This is a genomic window from Candidatus Marifrigoribacter sp. Uisw_064 (genome assembly GCF_047730175.1).
GTDB lineage: Bacteria > Bacteroidota > Bacteroidia > Flavobacteriales > Flavobacteriaceae > Marifrigoribacter.
Map to the genome: position 1 here is coordinate 334,538 of NZ_CP159833.1, position 20,791 is coordinate 355,328.

The 20,791-nt window shown below is 30.4% G+C and carries 22 protein-coding genes and 1 tRNA gene; 19 read left to right on the top strand and 4 right to left on the bottom strand.

Annotated elements, in window-relative coordinates; genetic code table 11:
• Nucleotides 1–3: 3 nt before the first annotated feature.
• The 3 genes from ABXT64_RS01540 (at nucleotide 4) to ABXT64_RS01550 (ending at nucleotide 3,157) form a co-directional block, all read left to right on the top strand.
• A complete protein-coding gene (locus ABXT64_RS01540; RefSeq protein WP_443633636.1) occupies nucleotides 4–1,749 on the top strand; it encodes a PspC domain-containing protein in 1,746 nt (581 codons plus the stop codon).
• A gap of 123 nt (nucleotides 1,750–1,872) precedes the next feature.
• Nucleotides 1,873–2,595 (top strand): head GIN domain-containing protein, encoded by a 723-nt coding sequence (locus tag ABXT64_RS01545; RefSeq protein WP_443633637.1) that lies wholly within the window; start codon nucleotides 1,873–1,875, stop codon nucleotides 2,593–2,595.
• A 67-nt stretch (nucleotides 2,596–2,662) separates the two neighbouring features.
• Nucleotides 2,663–3,157 (top strand): nuclear transport factor 2 family protein, encoded by a 495-nt coding sequence (locus tag ABXT64_RS01550; protein ID WP_443633638.1) that lies wholly within the window; start codon nucleotides 2,663–2,665, stop codon nucleotides 3,155–3,157.
• 4 nt (nucleotides 3,158–3,161) lie between these two features.
• Here ABXT64_RS01550 and ABXT64_RS01555 read toward each other — a convergent pair whose 3' ends face one another.
• Nucleotides 3,162–5,600 carry a helix-turn-helix domain-containing protein gene (locus ABXT64_RS01555; RefSeq protein ID WP_443633639.1) on the bottom strand — a complete coding sequence of 813 codons (2,439 nt, stop codon included), beginning with the start codon at nucleotides 5,598–5,600 and terminating at the stop codon, nucleotides 3,162–3,164.
• 288 nt (nucleotides 5,601–5,888) lie between these two features.
• On the opposite strand from ABXT64_RS01555, the gene ABXT64_RS01560 reads away from it, so the two are divergent.
• Genes ABXT64_RS01560 through trpA form a run of 7 tightly spaced genes read left to right on the top strand, consistent with a single transcriptional unit; the run spans nucleotide 5,889 to nucleotide 12,195 of the window.
• Nucleotides 5,889–7,286, top strand: coding sequence for an anthranilate synthase component I family protein (locus ABXT64_RS01560; RefSeq protein WP_443633640.1), 1,398 nt, complete (start codon nucleotides 5,889–5,891; stop codon nucleotides 7,284–7,286).
• The gene (locus ABXT64_RS01565) at nucleotides 7,283–7,849 is read left to right on the top strand and encodes an anthranilate synthase component II (protein WP_443633641.1); all 567 of its coding nucleotides are present in this window, start codon (nucleotides 7,283–7,285) and stop codon (nucleotides 7,847–7,849) included. The genes ABXT64_RS01560 and ABXT64_RS01565 overlap by 4 nt, the downstream gene beginning before the upstream one ends.
• An 8-nt stretch (nucleotides 7,850–7,857) precedes the next feature.
• Nucleotides 7,858–8,844, top strand: coding sequence for an anthranilate phosphoribosyltransferase (gene trpD, locus ABXT64_RS01570; RefSeq protein ID WP_443633642.1), 987 nt, complete (start codon nucleotides 7,858–7,860; stop codon nucleotides 8,842–8,844).
• On the top strand, nucleotides 8,841–9,641 hold the full coding sequence (trpC, locus tag ABXT64_RS01575; protein WP_443633643.1) for an indole-3-glycerol phosphate synthase TrpC: 801 nt from the start codon (nucleotides 8,841–8,843) through the stop codon (nucleotides 9,639–9,641). The genes trpD and trpC overlap by 4 nt, the downstream gene beginning before the upstream one ends.
• A complete protein-coding gene (locus ABXT64_RS01580; protein WP_443633644.1) occupies nucleotides 9,638–10,267 on the top strand; it encodes a phosphoribosylanthranilate isomerase in 630 nt (209 codons plus the stop codon). Before trpC ends, ABXT64_RS01580 begins: the two co-directional genes overlap by 4 nt.
• On the top strand, nucleotides 10,257–11,423 hold the full coding sequence (trpB, locus tag ABXT64_RS01585) for a tryptophan synthase subunit beta (protein WP_443633645.1): 1,167 nt from the start codon (nucleotides 10,257–10,259) through the stop codon (nucleotides 11,421–11,423). Before ABXT64_RS01580 ends, trpB begins: the two co-directional genes overlap by 11 nt.
• 4 nt (nucleotides 11,424–11,427) lie before the next feature.
• Nucleotides 11,428–12,195 carry a tryptophan synthase subunit alpha gene (gene trpA / locus ABXT64_RS01590; protein ID WP_443633646.1) on the top strand — a complete coding sequence of 256 codons (768 nt, stop codon included), beginning with the start codon at nucleotides 11,428–11,430 and terminating at the stop codon, nucleotides 12,193–12,195.
• 48 nt (nucleotides 12,196–12,243) lie between these two features.
• Here trpA and trxB read toward each other — a convergent pair whose 3' ends face one another.
• Together trxB and ABXT64_RS01600 are read right to left on the bottom strand one after the other, a co-directional pair.
• Nucleotides 12,244–13,191 (bottom strand): thioredoxin-disulfide reductase, encoded by a 948-nt coding sequence (gene trxB, locus ABXT64_RS01595; RefSeq protein WP_443633647.1) that lies wholly within the window; start codon nucleotides 13,189–13,191, stop codon nucleotides 12,244–12,246.
• Nucleotides 13,192–13,209: 18 nt separating this feature from the next.
• The gene (locus tag ABXT64_RS01600) at nucleotides 13,210–13,431 is read right to left on the bottom strand and encodes a hypothetical protein (protein WP_443633648.1); all 222 of its coding nucleotides are present in this window, start codon (nucleotides 13,429–13,431) and stop codon (nucleotides 13,210–13,212) included.
• Between the two features lie 325 nt (nucleotides 13,432–13,756).
• On the opposite strand from ABXT64_RS01600, the gene ABXT64_RS01605 reads away from it, so the two are divergent.
• From ABXT64_RS01605 to ABXT64_RS01625, 5 genes are read left to right on the top strand one after another with little or no spacing between them, the layout of a single operon-like run.
• Nucleotides 13,757–14,413: a TetR family transcriptional regulator C-terminal domain-containing protein gene (locus ABXT64_RS01605; RefSeq protein ID WP_443633649.1), complete on the top strand. Its 657-nt coding sequence runs from the start codon at nucleotides 13,757–13,759 to the stop codon at nucleotides 14,411–14,413.
• Entirely contained in the window at nucleotides 14,414–15,727 is a 1,314-nt protein-coding gene (locus ABXT64_RS01610; protein WP_443633650.1) for an ABC1 kinase family protein, read from the top strand.
• Nucleotides 15,728–15,736: 9 nt separating this feature from the next.
• The gene (folE, locus tag ABXT64_RS01615; protein WP_443633651.1) at nucleotides 15,737–16,432 is read left to right on the top strand and encodes a GTP cyclohydrolase I FolE; all 696 of its coding nucleotides are present in this window, start codon (nucleotides 15,737–15,739) and stop codon (nucleotides 16,430–16,432) included.
• A 2-nt stretch (nucleotides 16,433–16,434) separates the two neighbouring features.
• Nucleotides 16,435–17,118, top strand: coding sequence for an SDR family NAD(P)-dependent oxidoreductase (locus tag ABXT64_RS01620; protein ID WP_443634898.1), 684 nt, complete (start codon nucleotides 16,435–16,437; stop codon nucleotides 17,116–17,118).
• 31 nt (nucleotides 17,119–17,149) lie between these two features.
• A complete protein-coding gene (locus ABXT64_RS01625; RefSeq protein ID WP_443633652.1) occupies nucleotides 17,150–17,665 on the top strand; it encodes a glutathione peroxidase in 516 nt (171 codons plus the stop codon).
• Between the two features lie 37 nt (nucleotides 17,666–17,702).
• Here ABXT64_RS01625 and ABXT64_RS01630 read toward each other — a convergent pair.
• Nucleotides 17,703–17,777: transfer RNA gene (locus tag ABXT64_RS01630), tRNA-Pro, on the bottom strand.
• A 120-nt stretch (nucleotides 17,778–17,897) separates the two neighbouring features.
• Here ABXT64_RS01630 and udk point away from each other — a divergent pair.
• From udk to ABXT64_RS01650, 4 genes are read left to right on the top strand one after another with little or no spacing between them, the layout of a single operon-like run.
• Nucleotides 17,898–18,506 (top strand): uridine kinase, encoded by a 609-nt coding sequence (gene udk / locus ABXT64_RS01635; RefSeq protein WP_443633653.1) that lies wholly within the window; start codon nucleotides 17,898–17,900, stop codon nucleotides 18,504–18,506.
• A gap of 5 nt (nucleotides 18,507–18,511) precedes the next feature.
• Nucleotides 18,512–18,847, top strand: coding sequence for an FtsB family cell division protein (locus ABXT64_RS01640; RefSeq protein ID WP_443633654.1), 336 nt, complete (start codon nucleotides 18,512–18,514; stop codon nucleotides 18,845–18,847).
• Nucleotides 18,840–20,210, top strand: a complete 1,371-nt coding sequence (locus ABXT64_RS01645; RefSeq protein WP_443633655.1) for a methylmalonyl-CoA mutase subunit beta — start codon at nucleotides 18,840–18,842, stop codon at nucleotides 20,208–20,210. The genes ABXT64_RS01640 and ABXT64_RS01645 overlap by 8 nt, the downstream gene beginning before the upstream one ends.
• Nucleotides 20,200–20,790 (top strand): hypothetical protein, encoded by a 591-nt coding sequence (locus tag ABXT64_RS01650; protein WP_443633656.1) that lies wholly within the window; start codon nucleotides 20,200–20,202, stop codon nucleotides 20,788–20,790. Before ABXT64_RS01645 ends, ABXT64_RS01650 begins: the two co-directional genes overlap by 11 nt.
• Nucleotide 20,791: the final 1 nt, after the last annotated feature.

The window sequence follows — 20,791 nt, forward strand, 5'->3', positions numbered from 1 at the left end:
ACCATGAAGAAGACAGTAAATATAAATTTAGCAGGCACATTTTTCCACATCGATGAAGATGCATATGGAAAACTTACTCGATATCTTGATGCTATAAAAAGATCTTTCTCCGATCCTCAGGGACAGGATGAAATTATAAGAGACATAGAGTCTCGTATAGCTGAACTCTTTTCTGAAAAAGTTGAAAGTAAATCTCAAGTAATCAGTATAAAAGAACTTGACGAGGTGATCGCAGTAATGGGTCAACCTGAAGACTATATGATTGATGAAGAAATTTTTGAGGATGTTCCTCCTTCTCAACAAGCAAAATCAAAAGAAAGATCTTACCAAAAACAATTATTTAGAGATGAAGACAATAAATTCGTTGCAGGAGTTGCATCTGGTTTAAGTCATTATATGGGAATTGACTCAATCTGGGTTCGATTATTATGGATTTTACTAACGGTATTCTCTAGTGGATTCTTTATAGTAATCTATATTATATTTTGGATATTAGTTCCAGCTGCAGTCACTACTTCAGACAAATTGAAAATGAGTAGACAGCAAATCAATATTACTAATATTGAAAAAAAGCTTAAAGAAGAATTAGACAACGCTTCAGGTAAAATTAAAGATGCAGATTACAATGCAGTAAAAGAAAAAGCTAAAAGTGGTGCTTCTGGTTTTTTCGGGGGTTTAGGTAGTGTTTTTTCTGCGCTATTTAAAATCTTTGGTAAATTCATAGGAATACTCTTAATCATAATTTCACTTTCAACTTTAATTGGACTTATCGTAGGATTATTTACTACAGGCACTATGGGAATTGTATGGGGAAATCACGAATTAATGGATTATGTAAACTTAGTGAATACCACTAATACTCCTCTTTGGTTATTTTCATTACTAGCTTTATTTGCAATAGGAATTCCATTCTTTGTATTATTCATTTTAGGTCTAAAAATGCTAATCAATAATTTAAACTCGATTGGTACAGTAGCAAAAATCGCCATATTTATTACATGGATTGTATCTGTTATCGGATTGGGAATTTTAGGATTAAGACAAGCAACAGAATTAGCGTATGATGGAGAAAGTATTGAAGAAGTTATAATCCCTGTTAAAGCAGGAGATACACTAAATCTAGCAATGAATTCAAGCAATCAATATGAATATAAAGTTAGACGTAATAGTGGTTTCGAATTAAAACTAAATGAAGATGATGAAAAGATCATCTATTCTAATGATGTTCGTCTTATTGTTCGTTCCACACAAGATTCTATAGGTAGACTATTTATTGAAAAGAAAGCAGAAGGTAGTTCATTCATCGATGCTAAAAACAATGCAGAAGCAATAGAGTACAACTATACTTTAAATAATAATACATTATTACTAGATGGCTTCTTAACCTGTGATATTGATAATAAATACCGCGAACAAGAAGTTGAAGTGGTATTATATTTACCTGAAGGATCTATACTTTTTGCAGATGAAAACACCTATTCATTTCATAGAAATAGTTCACATTGGGATGATATTTTAAATAATGGTGATGAAGAACAATATCTTCTTATTCAGGATGATGATACAAAATGTTTAGACTGTCCTTCTTTCGAAGCAAAAATTGAATCTGAAGGTTGGGAGACAAGAGTTAACGAGTCTTTTGAGTACAAAAGTAAAAAAGATGGAAACTCCATAAAACTAAATGAAGATGGTTTAAACATCAATTTAAGTAACGAAGAAGATACTATAAAAATAAAACTAGGTAATTAAAACAAACACACATGAAACGAGCATACTAAAGATATTATCACCAAACGGCATCAATAATAGCGAACCTGCCTGTGCTGAGCTTGTAGAAGTATGACCTTTAAAAAACAAAAAAAACAAACACACATGAAATCAATTAAACTAATCACAATACTATTAGTAGTCGCAGTTCTTTCCTCTTGCAATTTCGATATTAATTTAGGCCAAGAAAACGGCAATGGAAATGTAATAACAGAAGAAAGAAATGTAACTGAAGACTTTGATAAAGTTAAAGGTAGTACAGGACTTGATGTTTATTTATCTGAAGGTTCAGAAAATAAAATTGTAGTTGAAGCAGATGAAAACTTAATGGATATTATTGAAACCAATATCTCTAATGGAAAATTAACTATTAGAGCCGAAAGAAATATTGGAAGATCAAAATCTAAAAAGGTGTATGTAACCTATAAAAAGCTTACAAGCATTGAAGCAAGTAGTGGCGCTGATGTAATAGCTAATTCAGTAGTAAAAAGTGAAACATTAACATTAGATAGTAGCTCTGGAGCAGATCTTGAAGTAGAAGTTTTTGCAAATGATTTATACACTGAAACTAGTAGTGGAGCCGATATAGAAGTCTCCGGAAAAGCAAGTACATTATACGCAAATGCTTCTAGTGGAAGTGATATTAATGCAAAAAAACTTTTAGTGAGCAATTGCAATGCAAAAGCCTCAAGTGGAGCTGATATTACTGTAAACGTAAAAGATAAACTGAATGCAAAAGCATCTAGCGGTGGTGATATTAAATATTATGGCGATCCTACTGCTGTCACTAAAAAAGGAAGTTCTTCAGGAAGCGTAAAAAAACTATAAACTAAAAATACCAACCAACCTTAACGCCGTTTTTAAAATTAAAAATGGCGTTTTTTTTTGATTAATTATGAAACTAAAATCTACTCAATTACTCATCCTTTCTTTCTTATTTTTTCAGTTTTCCTTTGCACAAGTTGCTAGGAATTCAAAATTATATAAAGAGATTTTAAAAATGGATCAACTTATTTTTGAAGATGGATTCAATAATTGCAAATTCGATTCTATTAAAAATGTGATGCACAAAGACATGGTTTTTTATCATGATAAGGGTGGAATTTCTTATGAAGAAGATTTTATAGTAAGTATGAAACAGAACATCTGTGCTACACCCAACAAAAAACCTATCCGCAAACTAACGGAGCAAGGTTTTGATGTTTATCCTTTATATAATAATGGAGTATTATATGGTGCAATTCAAGTAGGTATCCATGAGTTTTTTATTAAAGAACTTAACAAAGATCTATATAAAACTAATATTGCTAAATTTACTCATACATGGGTTTTAGAAAATGAACTTTGGAAACTCAAGGTGATTTTAAGTTATGATCATCAAGAACCTTAAAAGTCTATTGTTTTAACAATTCATCTAATACCAAACGTAATTCTCCATAAGAGTATTTATTATCTATTTGATGTTTTAAATCTGAAATATTTTCGAAGGTATGTGTCGGTATAATGGCTTTTAGTTCTTTGTAATGTTTTTTTGAAATTAAATCGTTTATTTTTACTTCTCCTGAAGAAACAAAGCTTGCTAAATGACCAAAGATAGTATTTGCATTTAATTCTCTTTCTAAAGCGATTTGATCTATCGGTTTTCCTGCTTTAAACAAGTCTAGTGAAATTGTTTTTGTTTCTCCTTTTGTTCTTATTGGTTTTGGTTCATCAAATATTTCAATCCGATTAGAAGTATCTATATCATTTTCATCGCAATACTCTTTAATAACTTTTAATATTTCACTTCCGTATTTTTCAATACGTACCGTACCCATTCCAATAATTTTTTTTAATTCTTGTTTATTTAATGGTAAGGTTTCACACATTTCATATAAAGCTTTTTGGGTAAAAACCTGATAATGAATTAAGTCCTTTTCTTTAGCAATTTCGTTTCTTAATACCCGAAGCAATTCAAATAATTCTACATTTATGGTACCATCAATAACCGTTTTTCTCAATTTTTTAGGTTTCTCTTTTCCTAGAAAAATCGATTTTCCTCGTAACTCTAAAAAAGCGTTTGTATTAAAACTATTAGTTAATCCCTTAAAATAAAGGTATTTGGCAGCTAAAAATTCTTCGAAAGCATCCAACTGTTTTATAATATCTTTTTCTAAGGCTTTATTATCTGTTGTAAAACTAAGCGTTTTAAAAGGTTCACTAATTTCAGTTTTTGTATGTGTATTAAAATAATCAATAGCCTTTACAAAACGTTCTTGAATGGCTTTATTGCTCTCTGGAGCTTCACTCATTTGTGATATTGTAGCAAGTTGCTCTTTAAAAGCATTTGCTACCTTAAGTAAATTTGTAATTGCATCTTTAATAGTGCTCAGAGGTGTTTCTAGATTGCCTTCAATACTTCCTCTATTTTTATAATAAATATCTAACACACGATTTATAGGATAGGTAAATTTATAATAATCGAATATCTCTGAAATTAATTGCAATTGAAACGCTGCTTTTGATTGTTGCAACACAGATTCATCTGGTTGGTTTTCTTCGGCAGTTTTAGTAAATGAAAGCACATTTGTATCACTAATAATATGGCTAGAATTAATCTTACTCTTCAACACTAAACCTTCCAAACTTTTACATCTACTCAATGCCACGTAAGTTTGACCGTGTGCAAAAGCCCCTTGTGCATCTATAATTGCTTTTTCAAAAGTTAAGCCTTGACTTTTATGGATAGTAATAGACCAAGCTAAGCGCAATGGAATCTGAGTGTAAGCGCCTATCTTGTTTTCGGTTATAGCTTTGGTTTCTTTATCGACAGTATAGTTTATATTTTCCCAAATTTCTGATGTTGCGTTAATATTAAAATCATCATCAGGACATTTTACAACCACTTCATTCTTATCTAATAAAATAACTTTACCGATCTTACCATTAAAGTAACGTTTTTCAGCTGAGCTGTCATTTTTAATAAACATAACCTGAGCACCTACTTTTAATGTTAGATTTTCTTTGTTCGGATAAGAGTGCTCTGGAAATTTACCCTCAACCGTTGCTTTATAGGTTTGAAGCTTTCCCTCTAATTTTTCAAGCTCTGCTTTATTTGTTGCTTCTGCTTTATTGTTATGTGTTGTTAATGAAATATAACCTTCGCCTTTGTTAGGTATGAAATCAGGAAGGTATCTTTTGTTTAACTCATCAGCCGATGGTTGTGTTAAGGTATTTGTTCTAATCTCGTTAAGGATTTCTATAAATTTCGGATTGTCTTGTCTATAAATATGTTTTAGCTCTACACTAACCGCATCGCATTTTTGATAGGCTAAACTGCAAAAAAAGAAGGCGTTTTTATAAAAAGGTTTGAGTAACTGCCATTCATTTTCTTTTATAACAGGTGACAATTGTTGTAAATCACCAATCATTAGTAACTGAACACCACCAAATACAAGGTTTTTATTTCTATAACGCCTAAGAGTTTTATCAATTCCATCTAATAAATCTGCACGAACCATACTAATTTCATCAATTACTAACAAATCCATAGATTTTATAATATTGATTTTTGTCTTGCTGAATTTTCTATTAAAACCCGAAGAATTACTCAACTCTTCATTAGGTAAAATTGGTCCAAAAGGCATCTGAAAAAACGAATGTATTGTAACTCCTTTTGCATTAATAGCGGCAACTCCAGTTGGTGCAACAACCACCATCCGCTTTAAGGAGTCCATCTTTAGTTTATGTAAAAAGGTAGTCTTTCCTGTTCCAGCTTTTCCTGTTAAAAAAACATTTCTATTGGTGTTATTTACAAAATTCCAGGCTAGTTCTAATTCTTTATTCGTTTTCATTAAGCATATTCTAAATAGAACTTCAAGATAAAAAAATGCAGATTATTTATTGCCTGTTTTTAAGAAAATTAAATATAAAATGAGAGAATTTTTTATAATATATTATTTTTTAGATTTGGTTTATTGAAACTAATTTCTATATTTGCTTTAACAATGAGAACAATTAATTTAAACACAAGTTGGTGGAGTCCTTTACGTCTTAAACACGTGAACGGATAAGCTATTCTATATATAAAACATTAGAGCCTTCCTTAACGGAAGGCTTTTTTTTGCGTTAAACTGAAATAAATGAAAACAAAACTATTTACAAAACACACTAAGATTATAGCAGATATGCATACTCCCGTGAGTATCTATCTAAAACTTAGAGATAACTATTCAGAAACTATTTTGCTTGAAAGTTCAGAGTATCAAAGCAAAGAAAACAGTTATAGTTATATCTGTTGTGAACCTATCGCAACATTTCAAGCAACAAATGAGACCCTTGAAATATCTAACACCCACGGTAAAAAAAGACTCGTACCAATTAATAAACAAACATTTGTAAACGAGCTTTCAAATTTCATTTCAAGCTTTAAAACAGATGAAGTTGAATTACCCTTTTGCTACAATGGTGTCTTTGGTTATTCTTCTTATGACACCATAGAATTTGTAGAGGATTTAAAATTACACCAAGAAGAAAAAAACCACAAATCAATACCTATTACTATTTTTAGTGTCTACCGCTATGTATTGGTTTTCGATAAATATTCTAACGAGCTTCATTTAATTGAAAACAATACCACAGAAAAAGCCTTTGACTCTTCCATATTAGAGCTTTTAAAAAATGCTGTTTCCTCTAATTTTCCCTTTTCTAAGAAAGAAAATGAGTTATCAAATTTTACAAATTCAGAATATGAAGAATTGGTAAAAAAAGGAGTGCAACATTGTCAGAGAGGCGATGTATTTCAATTAGTTCTTTCAAGAGAATTTAATCAAAAATTTACAGGTGATGACTTTAATGTATATCGTGCTTTACGGATGGTAAACCCATCTCCTTATCTGTTTTATTTTGATTATTCAAACTTCAAATTATTTGGTTCTTCTCCCGAAGCTCAAATCCGAATTACAGATAAAGTTTCAGAAATTCATCCTATTGCAGGCACCTATAAACGCACTGGCTTTTTAGAAGAAGATAAAAAGTTAGCTGATGAACTTTTAATCGACCCAAAAGAAAATGCTGAACACATGATGTTAGTCGATTTGGCAAGAAATGATTTAAGTAGAAACTCAACCAATGTAGTAGTTGAAAAACTTTGTGAGATTCAATTTTTCTCCCATGTAATTCATATGGTAAGTAAAGTTACCGGGCAATTAGATGAAGGATCGAATCCAGTTCAAGTGATTTATGACAGTTTTCCCGCTGGTACTTTAGCAGGTGCTCCAAAACATAAAGCAATGACGCTTATCGATAAATATGAAAATGGAAAACGTAGTTATTATGGAGGAGCAATAGGCTATATAGGGTTTAATGGAGATGTTAATATGGCGATTATGATACGTACTTTTTTAAGTAAAAATAATTTACTAACGTATCAAGCTGGTGCAGGAATCGTAGTAAATAGTAAGCCTGAAAATGAAAGAAAAGAAATAAATAATAAAATCGGCGCTTTAAGAAAAGCCATAAATATTGCTGAACAATTATGAGACCTTTAAAAATTGTAGTCATAGACAATTACGATTCATTCACCTATAACTTGGTTCATATACTGAAAGAACTAAATGTGGCTGTAACTGTCCTTCGAAATAATCAATTTGAAATCAATGACATTTCAGAATTTGATAAAATATTAATTTCTCCAGGACCTGGGATTCCTTCAGAAGCTGGACTTACAAAAAAAGTGATTACTACCTATGCTGGTAAAATACCCATCTTAGGGATTTGTCTTGGTCATCAAGCCATTGCTGAATGTTTTGGAGGTGAATTAATAAATTTAACTGAAGTATATCATGGCTTCGGAACAAATATAAAATTACAAGATGATTATTTATTTAATAAGTGTTCTTCAGAAACAAAAGTAGGGAGATATCATAGCTGGGCTGTAGATTCAAAATTACCCCCTTCATTACAACTATTAGCTACAGATGAAAATAATATGGTAATGGCTTTAAAACATAAAGAGTTTGATGTGAGAGGAATTCAATTTCACCCTGAAAGTGTCTTAACTCCTGAAGGGTTTCAAATGATTAAAAACTGGGTTGAAAACTAAAAAAAATCATGAAAAACATACTCAAAGATTTACACAATCATAGAACTTTAGAGAAATCGGAAGCGAAAAAAATATTGACAAATATTAGTCAAGGTGATTTAAACTCAAGTGAAATAGCAAGTTTTTTAACTGTCTTTTTAATGCGAAAAATCACCATTGATGAGTTATCTGGTTTTAGAAATGCATTACTCGATTTATGCATCCCTGTTGATTTGAAAGAATTTAACCCTATCGATCTATGTGGAACTGGAGGCGATGGAAAAAACACCTTCAACATATCTACGCTGGCTTCATTTATAACTGCTGGCGCAGGCGTGAAAGTTGCAAAGCATGGTAATTATGGGGTAAGTTCAACAAGTGGTTCATCGAATGTGATGGAACAATTGGGGTTTAATTTCACAAATGACATTGGAAAAATAAAACAACAAATAGAACAAGCGAATATTTGCTTTCTTCATGCGCCTCTCTTCCACCCTGCCATGAAAATTGTAGCGCCAATTAGAAGAGAATTAGGCGTAAAAACATTTTTTAATATGTTGGGTCCAATGGTAAATCCTTCGCAGCCAAAAAATCAAATGGTTGGAGTTTTCTCCTTGGAATTATTAAGACTTTATAAATATTTATATCAACAATCTAATATTAATTATTCGATTCTTTATTCCCTAGATGGTTATGATGAAATTTCACTTACCAATGATACACGGGTTGTTTCAAACAATGAAGATTCATTAAAAACACCTTCTTTTTTTAAGAGTAATGAGTTAAATCAAAGTCAGTTGTTTGGAGGTGATTCTGTAAAAGAATCTTCGCAAATCTTTATTAAAATTTTAAAAAAAAATGGGACTGAAGCTCAAAATAAAGTTGTTCTTGCTAATGCGGCAATTGCTATTCAAACATCAACTCAAAAATCTTTTGATGAATCATACGAATTAGCAAAAGAATCTCTTGAATCTAAAGAAGCATATCAATCATTACAAAAGCTATTTGCGATATGAACATATTAGAAAAAATTATTGATCATAAGCATAAAGAAGTGACTCTCTTAAAAAAAAACAAACCTATTTCTACTTTAGAGGGTTCAGTTTTTATGGATCGACCTATTGTTTCCATGTCTCAGAATATTCTTAATCAAGATACCTCTGGAATCATTGCTGAAATAAAACGAAAATCTCCAAGTAAGGATATTATTAATGCTGAAATTTCTGTTGAAAAAATTGGACAAGGATATGAAAATGCTGGTGTAAGTGGCATTTCAGTTTTGACAGATACTCATTTTTTTGGGGGTACTACTCAAGATTTAATTGCAGTTCGAAATAAAGTTAACATCCCTATTTTAAGAAAAGATTTTATGATCGATGAATACCAAATCATTGAAGCAAAATCAATGGGAGCTGATACAGTATTATTAATTGCTGCAGGGCTTAGCAAAGAAAAATGTTTTGCTTTAGCTGAATTTGCACAATCTTTCGGACTTGAGACATTATTAGAGGTTCATAATGAGAAAGAATATTACACTCATTTCAACAAACACATTTCCATGATTGGTGTAAACAATCGAAATCTTGAAACCTTCGAAGTCTCTACGGAAATATCAAAAAATGTATCAAAAATTTTACCTAAAGAAATAGTAAAAATAAGTGAAAGTGGAATTAGTCATGTTGAAACGGTTTTAGATTTAAAACAATATGGCTTTCAAGGTTTTTTGTTAGGAGAAGCTTTTATGAAACATCCAGAACCTCAACTAGCATGTCAAGAATTTATTAATGAGATTAAAAAAAAGGAAGCGCTATGAAAGTGAAAGTTTGTGGTATGAAATACAGTGAAAACATCAATCAGGTAGCTATGCTAAATCCTGATTATATGGGATTTATTTTTTATAAAAAATCTTCTCGATTTGTCAATGAAATAGTAATGACTAGTCAATTAAAAAAACTTCCTAAATCAATTAAAAAAGTAGGGGTTTTTGTAAATGAAACTCGTTCAGAAATAGAAACCATTTCAAAGAAATATAAATTAGACCTGATCCAATTACATGGTGATGAAAGCCCTGTATTTTGTGAAAATTTGAAAGAAGGGAAACTTAAAATCATTAAGGCTTTTCAAATAGATGATCAATTTAATTTTTCCCTTTTAAATGAATATGAAGGTACCGTTGATTATTTCCTATTTGATACAAAAAGCAAAAGTTATGGAGGTTCAGGCAGGAAATTCAATTGGAGTTTGCTTTCAAATTATAGTTACAAAACCCCATTCTTTTTAAGTGGAGGAATCAATGAAAAAGATATTTCAGAAATAAAAAAAATAAAAACATTAACTATTGAAGCAATTGATATAAATAGCTGTTTTGAAATAAGTCCAGCACTAAAAAATATCCCAAAAGTTTCAGAATTTATAAAAAGAGTTAAAAATGAATTATAATGTAAACCAAGAAGGATATTATGGTGTGTATGGTGGTGCCTATATCCCAGAGTTATTACATCCCAACGTTGAAGAATTAAGATTGAATTATTTAAAAATAATTCAATCTACTGCATTCCAAGATGAATTTAAAAACCTTTTAAGAGATTATGTTGGAAGACCTACTCCTCTATTTTTTGCCAAAAGATTAAGTGAAAAATATGGCTTTCAAATATATTTAAAAAGAGAAGATTTAAATCATACAGGAGCACATAAAATAAACAATACCCTTGGACAAATATTATTAGCTGAAAAACTGGGTAAAAAACGCATCATAGCTGAAACAGGCGCAGGACAACATGGCGTTGCAACAGCTACAGTTTGTGCGCTAAAAGGCTTAGAATGCATTGTTTATATGGGCGCTAAAGACATAAAACGACAAGCTCCTAATGTGGAGCGAATGAAAATGTTAGGTGCAAAAGTTATTCCTGTTCATAGTGGAAGTAAAACGCTAAAAGACGCTACGAATGAGGCCATTAGAGATTGGATAAATCATCCAGAAGATACTCATTATATTATTGGTTCTGTGGTAGGACCTCATCCCTATCCAGACATGGTAGCCATTTTTCAATCTGTGATCAGTGAAGAAATAAAAAAACAAATCGTTGGAGACCCTGATTATATAGTTGCTTGTGTAGGTGGAGGAAGTAATGCTATGGGTGCGTTTTATCATTATTTAGAAAACAAGAATGTAAGCTTAATTGGTGTTGAAGCTGCTGGAGAAGGCGTTACAACCAATAAAACTGCAGCAACAATCGCATTAGGGCAACCCGGTGTTTTACATGCGAGTTATTCGTATTTAATACAAGATGAATACGGACAAATTATTGAGCCTCATAGTATTTCAGCTGGATTAGATTATCCAGGAATAGGACCAGCACATTCACATTACAATGATATTAAACGCGTTATTTATGACAGTAGCACTGATAAAGAAGCTTTAGAAGCTGGGATAGAATTAAGCAAATTGGAAGGTATTATACCCGCTTTAGAAAGTGCTCACGCCCTTGCCTATCTAAAAAAAATGAATGCAAAACCACATGAAAAAGTAATCATTAATTTAAGCGGTAGAGGTGATAAAGATTTAAATACATATATACAATACATTAAAAAATAGAATCATGAATAAGTTAAAAAAGGTTTTTAATAACAAAGAGAATAGTATTGTATCTATTTATTTTTCGGCTGGGTTTCCAAATTTAGATAGTACTTCTAAAATCATAAAAAGCTTAACAGCAAATGGAGCCGATTTTATTGAAGTTGGTATTCCTTTTAGTGATCCCTTAGCAGATGGTCCAACGATACAAGAAAGTGGTTCAATTGCCTTAAAAAACGGTATGAATCTTTCCATTTTATTTGATCAATTAAATGAAATAAAGGATTTTAATACTGTTCCATTAGTTATGATGGGGTATTGGAATTCAATCTTACAATTTGGCGTGGAGCGATTTTTAATTTCATGTAAAAGTGTAGGAATAGCAGGTGCGATCTTACCCGATTTACCTTTAGAAGTTTATGATAGAGAATATAAAGTTTTGTTTGAAAAACATGAAATTCCTTTTATATTTTTAATTAGCCCACAAACTTCGGAAGAGAGAATAAAAAAAATTGACCAACTTAGTAATGGGTTTATCTATGCAGTATCTTCTTCCAGTACAACAGGAAATAAAAATGGCATTGAAAGTGCTGAGCCTTATTTAAAACGAATACAATCGTATCAATTAAAAAATCCTATTGTGACAGGGTTCAATATTAAAACTAAAAAAGATGTTGAATTTGCATCCCAATTTACTGATGGTGTAGTGATAGGAAGTGCTTTTATTAATGCGATAAAAAAGAATGCATCTCTTGAAGAAAATATTTCAGAATTTATGTCTGAGTACAAATAAAAAAAGCTCCCAAGTTGGGAGCTTTTGTTTATAATTAAGAGAGTTATTTTATTCTTGAGCAGCTAAATAACGTTCAGCATCTAATGCAGCCATACACCCTGTTCCAGCAGCAGTTACTGCTTGACGATACACATGATCTGCAGCATCACCAGAAACAAATACTCCATCAATATTTGTTTTAGAAGATCCTGGTACATTAATAATATAGCCCGTTTCATCTAAAGTAAGAAAGTCTTTAAAAATACCTGTATTTGGTAAATGTCCAATCGCTACAAAAAATCCAGTAGCAGGAATATCAGTCATATCGCCAGAAACATTATTTTTCACTCTAACACCTGTTACCACTTGACCATCTCCTAAAACTTCTTCAGTTTCTGTGTTAAATAGTATTTCAATATTCTCTGTATTTTTAACTCTTGCCGCCATGATTTTAGAAGCTCTAAATTCGTCACGACGTACTAACATAGTTACTTTTTTACACAATTTTGAAAGGTAGTGAGCTTCTTCACAAGAAGAATCTCCAGCACCTACGATCACTACTTCATGTCCTCTATAGAAAAATCCATCACATACAGCACAGGCAGAAACACCACCTCCAAGTTTTAAGTATTTTTGTTCAGATTCTAAACCTAAATATTTTGCAGATGCTCCAGTAGAAATAACTACTGTTTCACAATGAATTTCTTTCGTTTCATTTACCCATACTTTATGGATAGGTCCAGAAAAGTCTACTCTCGTAATCCAACCATCTCTAACATCTGTATCGAATCTTTCGGCTTGTTGTTGCAACTCAATCATCATTGCAGGCCCTGTAATTCCTTCAGGATATCCTGGATAATTTTCAACTTCGTTGGTCGTTGTTAATTGACCTCCCGGTTGCGTACCTTGATATAACACTGGTTTCATATTTGCTCTTGCAGCATATATAGCTGCTGTATATCCAGCAGGTCCAGATCCAATAATAAGACATTTTACTTTTTCTATAGTTTCAGACATAGTTTTAATCTTTTTTTTTCAGAATGTAAAAGTAGTAAGTTTAGCTAAAACCTTACACTTTTTTTTAGAAGATTTACTTTGACTTCTTTTTAAACTTTGGAAAGAATCTACCCATCTGTTTTTATATTCTATATAATTTGAATATTCTTTAACAAGTCTTGCTTCTTCAATTCTAGATTTCAAGTAGAAACTTAAGCCTAACATTATAGGAACTGTAATGTTTAAAACTGATCCCATCATAATTGCGATTGCAAGAAGTAGTGAAAAAAAACTAAATATATTAGATTTATGATATGCTTATAAGCACGTGGAGAATAATAATAATAGCTCCAATTATGATGATGGTTAACAAAATAAATCTTAATGCCTTTGGAATTGAAAGAGTAATTCCATTTACTTATATATTTAAAAAAAAATAGTTAATATATGGTTTTATAAATCATCCCTATTTAAAATTTATCTTACAGACACTCAATCCTTTTAATTAATTTTTTATTTTATATATTTTGTTTAACTTATTTCTTTTTTTGTTAAACATTTTGTATTTTTACAAAAAAGAATAAGAATGGTTAAAAATAAAACAATTACAAATTCAGAAATTATTTCATTTTATATGGAATATATTTTAGAGAATAATGCTAAACCAACATCTGTTTTTAGTTTTGCGAAAAAATATACTTTTGAAGAAGAAGTTTTTTATAAATATTTTGGAAATTTTGACGCGCTTGAAAAAGTCATTTTTAAAACATTTTTTGATAATACGATAACAATGCTAGAAAAAAGCGATGATTATCAATCGTATGATTCAAGAAATAAAATATTAAGTTTCTATTACTCCTTTTTCGAATTATTAACTGCCAATAGAAGTTATGTTGTTTATGCAATTGACGATAATAAAAACAACCTCAAAAAATTAAAGTCATTGCAGCCTTTAAAACATGATTTTACAACGTATGTTGAAAATTTAAATCTAACGCTACTTGAAACAAAACAAGAAACAATAGATAAAGTTCAAAATACAACTATAAAAGAATCTGCTTGGTTACAATTATTGCTCACCATGAAATATTGGTTAGAGGATTCTTCTACATCTTTTGAAAAAACAGACGTATTTATTGAAAAATCAGTGAACACCAGCTTTGATCTTATACATAATAAGGCATTAAAGAGTGTGATTGATTTTGGTAAATTTTTATACAAAGACAAAACATTCATGAAATAAATGAAAACAATCGATAAAATACCTACATCAAAAATTCAAAGAGCTTCTAAACTTTTTCAAACCGGAGCGAAGGTCGGCGTGAATTATTTAAAATACTATGGAGATAAAATAGTAACTTCTGAAACAGATGCAAAGGAGCGCTTAAATCAAAATAACGCAGATGATATATACGACGGTCTTAAAAACTTAAAAGGAAGTGCATTAAAAGTTGCACAAATGTTAAGTATGGATAAGAGTATTTTACCACAAGCCTATGTAGAAAAATTTTCATTATCTCAATTTTCTGTTCCTCCACTATCGCCTCCTTTGGTAATAAAATCATTTAAAAAGTATTTTGGGAAACATCCAAATGAAATATTTGATGCTTTTGACCCAACTTCTATGAATGCTGCGAGTATTGGCCAAGTTCACAAAGCGCATAAAAATGGAATTAAACTTGCTGTGAAAATCCAGTATCCAGGTGTTGCTGATAGTATCTCTTCAGATTTATCATTAGTGAAACCAATAGCGAAGAAAATGTTTAATTTAAAAGGTAAAGATTCCGACAAATATTTTAAAGAAGTAGAAAATAAATTAATTGAAGAAACAAACTATATCCTAGAAGTTGAACAAAGTAAATTCGTTGTGAATGCCTGCAAACATATCACAAATTTAGAGTTTCCAAAATATTATGAAGAGTTGTCTTCGGAGCGAATTATTACTATGGATTGGATGGAAGGCGAACATCTTTCAGAATTTACAGCCTATAACAAAAATCAAGAATTATCAAACCAAATAGGACAAGCACTCTGGGATTTCTATATGTATCAAATACATCATCTTAGGAAAGTGCATGCTGATCCACATCCTGGAAATTTTTTAATATCAAAAAAAGGAACTTTAATTGCAATCGATTTTGGTTGTATGAAAGAAGTTCCTGATGAGTTTTATGTTCCTTATTTTGAATTAGCAAAAAAAGAAAGTATTAACGATATAACTATTTTTAAAGAAAAACTGTACGAACTTGAAATTTTACGTGAAGAAGATTCTCCTGAAGAAATTAAATTTTTTGCAAAAATATTTCATGAAATGTTGAGTTTATTTACACAACCATTTCATTCAGAAACATTCGATTTTTCAGATCCTATATTTTTTGAAAAGATCGCAACATTAGGTGAAAAATTTAGCAAAGATACTGAGCTTCGAAAAATGAATGGCAGTAGGGGATCCAAGCATTTTATTTACATAAACAGAACCTTTTTTGGCTTATTTAACTTAATGTTCGACTTAAAAGCCAAAGAAGTTAAAATAAATAATTTCAAATTATACCAATAAAATAAAACCATGAAAACAAAAATATTGGATTACCAGAAAAAAAACGATCATCAATTAAATGGCTTTACTGCTGAAGATATAGGCGACGATCATCTATCTACGGGTCTTGAAACACCTATGAAAGCAAATGCTTTTAATCTTTCAGATGAAGAAAAGAAAAAGAAAATAGCTACCCTTTTTAAAGAAATCATGAACGTTATGGGTTTAGACCTTAATGATGACTCTTTAAAAGGGACTCCAGGTCGAGTAGCCAAAATGTATATTGACGAAATATTTTCTGGATTAAATCCTAAAAACAAACCTAAAATTGCACTCTTTGATAATAAATACCAATACAATCAAATGTTGGTCGAGAAGAATATCACATTCTATTCTAATTGCGAACATCATTTTGTTCCTATCATGGGAAAAGCCCATTTAGCTTATATTTCTTCAGGAAAAGTAATTGGATTATCAAAGCTTAATAGAATTGTACAGTATTATGCAAAACGCCCTCAAGTTCAGGAACGTTTAACAAATCAAATAGCAAATGAATTAACCGAAGTTTTAGGCACAAAAGATATTGCCGTTATTATAGACGCCAAACATTTATGCGTATCTTCACGAGGAATTAAGGATGATTCTTCAGCTACGGTAACTTCATATTATGGTGGTGTATTTAATACTCCTCAAAAAATAACTGAATTACAAAATTATATAAATTAATGTTGAAAACAATCGTAATTATTGGCGGAAGCAAAGGAATAGGAAATGCATTGTTAGATGATTTATTAAAAAACAATAAAGTCATCAATATCAGTAGAACAAAACCGATTCAAAATCATGAGAACTTAACACATTTTCAATGTGATATTTTAAATGATGAACTACCTGAATTAAATAAAATTGATAGCTTAGTGTATTGCCCGGGAAGCATCAATTTAAAACCAATTTCAAGGCTTAGTCTTGATGATTTCAGGCAAGATTTTGAAATAAATGTGTTAGGTGCAGTGAAAACGATAAAAAACTATTTACCAGTTCTAAAAATGGGTAATAATCCATCAATTGTTCTATTTAGTACTGTTGCGGCAAAACTAGGGATGCCATTTCATGCTAGTATTGCCACTGCTAAATCTGGTATTGAAGGATTGGTTAAATCTTTAGGAGCAGAATTAGCTCCTACAATAAGAGTCAATGCAATAGCACCAACCATCACCAAGACTGATCTAGCTTCAAAACTACTAAGAAATGAAAAAATGGTTGAAAGTATAACCGAAAGACATCCTTTGAAAAAAATACTAGACCCTAGTGAAGTAGCAAAAATGGCCTCTTTTTTAATATCAGATAATGCCTTATCTATTTCTGGTCAAATCTTTAAAATTGATTGTGGAATTGTTACCTTTAAAATTTAAACTTATCAAACAACTAATATTAGCATGTATTATGCTATCTTTCTTTAGCAAATCTATATCGCAACCAAACCTTTCTGAAATGATTTATGATATTCAAATAAAAAAAATAAATGGTGATCTACTTGATTTATCAACGTACAAAGACAAGTATATTTTATTTGTAAATGTTGCATCTGAATGTGGTTTTACTGGCCAATATGAAGATTTGCAAACACTATACGACACTTATAAGGAAAAACTTATGGTAATTGGTGTTCCTTGTAATCAGTTTGGAAGTCAAGAGCCTGGAAATTCAGAAGAAATACAAACTTTTTGTAAAGTCAATTATGGTGTGACATTTGTTATGACTGAAAAGGTTGACGTCAAAGGAAACAATCAACATCCTTTATACCAATGGTTAACTAATAAATCTAAAAACGGAACATCGAGTACAACTGTAAAATGGAATTTCCAAAAATATTTAGTTGGACCAAAAGGTGAGTTTATCGATTATTACTATTCAATAACTAAGCCATTGAGTAGAAAAATTACTACCCATTTAAAATAGCATAATTAATTAAATTTATCAATTAGATACTGATTTGTCGGGATGAGAGGATTCGAACCTCCGATCTCTGGTCCCCCAGACCAGCACTTTAACCGGACTAAGCTACATCCCGAATTTAGTGAAACAAAAATATATATTTTAAGAAGCCTTTCAAACAAATTCTGTTTTTATTACGATATAAAAATGGCATAAAACTCTAAATCTCATTACCTTTGTCAAAACCTTTTTTTATATGCTTATCATTGGGATTGCCGGAGGAACAGGGTGTGGTAAAACCACAGTCGTTCAACAGATTATAGATGACCTTCCAAAAAATGAGGTTTGTATTATTTCTCAAGATTCTTATTATAAAGACACTTCACATCTTACTTTAGAAGAAAGAACAAAAATTAATTTCGATCATCCTCAGGCAATAGACTTTGATTTATTAGTATCTCATTTAGAAGAATTAAAAAAAGGAAATACTATAGAACAACCGATCTATTCCTTTGTTGAACATAACCGAATAAAAAAAACTGAAACTACACATCCTAAAAAAGTAGTGATTGTTGAAGGGATTTTAATACTTACAAATCCTAACATTAGAACATTATTTGATATTAAGATTTATGTACATGCCGACAGTGACGAACGTTTAATCAGAAGGCTTAAAAGAGATATGGCAGAACGTGGAAGGGATTTAGAAGAAATTTTAAACCGCTATCAAAACACACTAAAGCCAATGCATTTACAGTTTATAGAACCAACGAAAGAATATGCAGACCTCATTATACCAAATAATAAATATAATACTGTTGCTATCGATTTAATGAGAACTATTATTCATCAAAAACTAATATAAATTTTGTGAAATTTTCTGAACTTAAAAATAAAAAATGGGTAAAAATGGTAAGTAATAAATACTTACTTATATTAATCCTATTTGTTATTTGGATGGTATTTTTTGATACAAACTCTTTTTTTATTCATAATGAATTAAACGACGAAGTAAATACCTTAGAAGAAAATAAAGATTTTTATAAAAATGAAATAGATCATGATAAATCATTCATTGAGAAAATGAAAGATAGCAATGAGCAAGAAAAATTTGCACGTGAGAAGTATTTTATGAAAAAAGAGAATGAAGATATTTATATAATAGAACACCAAGATAGTTTAAAAAATAAAGGAGAAAATGAGTAAATTTTTATTTAAAGATTTTGATCCTGTTTCTGCTAAAGCATGGAAACAACAAATACAATTTGATCTAAAAGGTGCCGATTATAATGAGACCCTTATTTGGAAAAACTTAGAAGGTATTGATGTAAAACCTTTTTATAATTCTGAAGATTATACTGCTGGTTTTTATAAGAATTCCTTTCCGAAGAACAACTGGAAAGCAAGCCAAGAAATATTCATTGACGATGAAAAAATTGCAAATAGATTAGCTTTAGACGCAATTAATAGAGGTGCCGAGGCAATTTATTTTACCTCAGAAAAAGAGTTTGATATTACTTCCACTTTTAATGATTTCCCTTTTTCAGATAGTACGATTTACTTCAATATAAAGCTTCTATCTGAAAAATTTTACAAGCTTTTAATTACGTTTCTTTTAGAAAAAAAAGCGACTGTATTTTACAATATTGATATCATTGGTAATCTTGCAAGAGAAGGAAATTGGTTCTCAAATTTAAAGGAAGACCATACAATTTTAGGGAATATTTCAAAAGAGTTTTTGAACGAAAACATATTCAGCGTAGACGCAACATTGTATCAGAATGCGGGAGCAAATATGGTTCAACAACTTGCCTATTCTTTAGCTCATGCAAATGAATATTTAAATCATTTCAGCAAAAAAGAGGTACAACCAACCCTAACTTTTAAAATAGCTGTGGGTACAAATTATTTCTTTGAAATTGCAAAAATTAGAGCTTTACGAAATTTATATACCCTTCTAGCAAAGGAGTACAACATTAATGAAGATTGTCATATCGTTGTTATTCCTTCAAAAAGAAATAAAACTATATACGATTACAATGTTAATTTGCTAAGAACAACAACTGAATACATGAGCGCTATTTTAGGTGGAGCTAATACCGTTTGTAGTTTAGCTTACGATGCAATATATCATAAGAGCAATGAATTTGGAGAAAGAATTGGAAGAAATCAATTGCTCATTTTAAAATCTGAAAGCTATTTTAATTCTGAAGATAATCCTACTGAAGGGAGTTACTACATTGAATCTTTAACAAATCAATTGACAGAAAAATCACTTACGTTATTTAAAGAAATTGAATCAAATGGTGGTTTTTTAAAACTTTTAAAAGAAGGAATTATTCAAAGAAAAATTAAAGAATCAGCTGAAAAAGAACAACAACTTTTCGATGATGGAGCATTAGTATTACTTGGCACCAACAAACATCCAAATCCGAAAGATCTAATGAAAAATGATTTGGAGATGTATCCATTTGTAAAAATGAAACCAAGGAAAACATTACTTGAGCCTATAATTGAAAAAAGAATTTCAGAAAAATTAGAAAAAGCACGTTTAGAAAATGAAAAATAACGCACTAACCTATATTGCCATCATACCTTTAATTACCTTATTTTTAAGCTGTTCTAAAAAAATCAACTATAAGTATCAAGATAAAGAACAACTAATAAGTTGTAACACTGAGGACGATAAATTATTAAATGAAGCACTACATAGCTTCGAATTTGATATTGCTACCTATTACGAAAAAACGGTAGTAGATATTGAATCCTTTAATATTGAAACTGGCTACTATTATTTTATACACAATGGTGCCATGGGCTCTGCAGATTACAAAGAAATTGTTTCATCTCATAGTCTTCAAATTTTAAAAAGATTAAAAGAAAAAGGATTTTTAACAAACACAATTTCTCCGTACAGTAATTTAAATTATAAAAATGAAACGATATCATGTATCATAAATAATATGAAAAATGAAAAGTTAAAAAACTCTTTACATTCACAATTAGAGGTTAACTATCTTAACCCAAAACTTATGGCTGATACCTATAGAATTGCTATTGACGATGCTTTTACTGATAGATATTTCGCTTTATTTATTGCATTAGAAACCTATTATCAATATTTAGCTGATTTAAATATTACTAAATAAT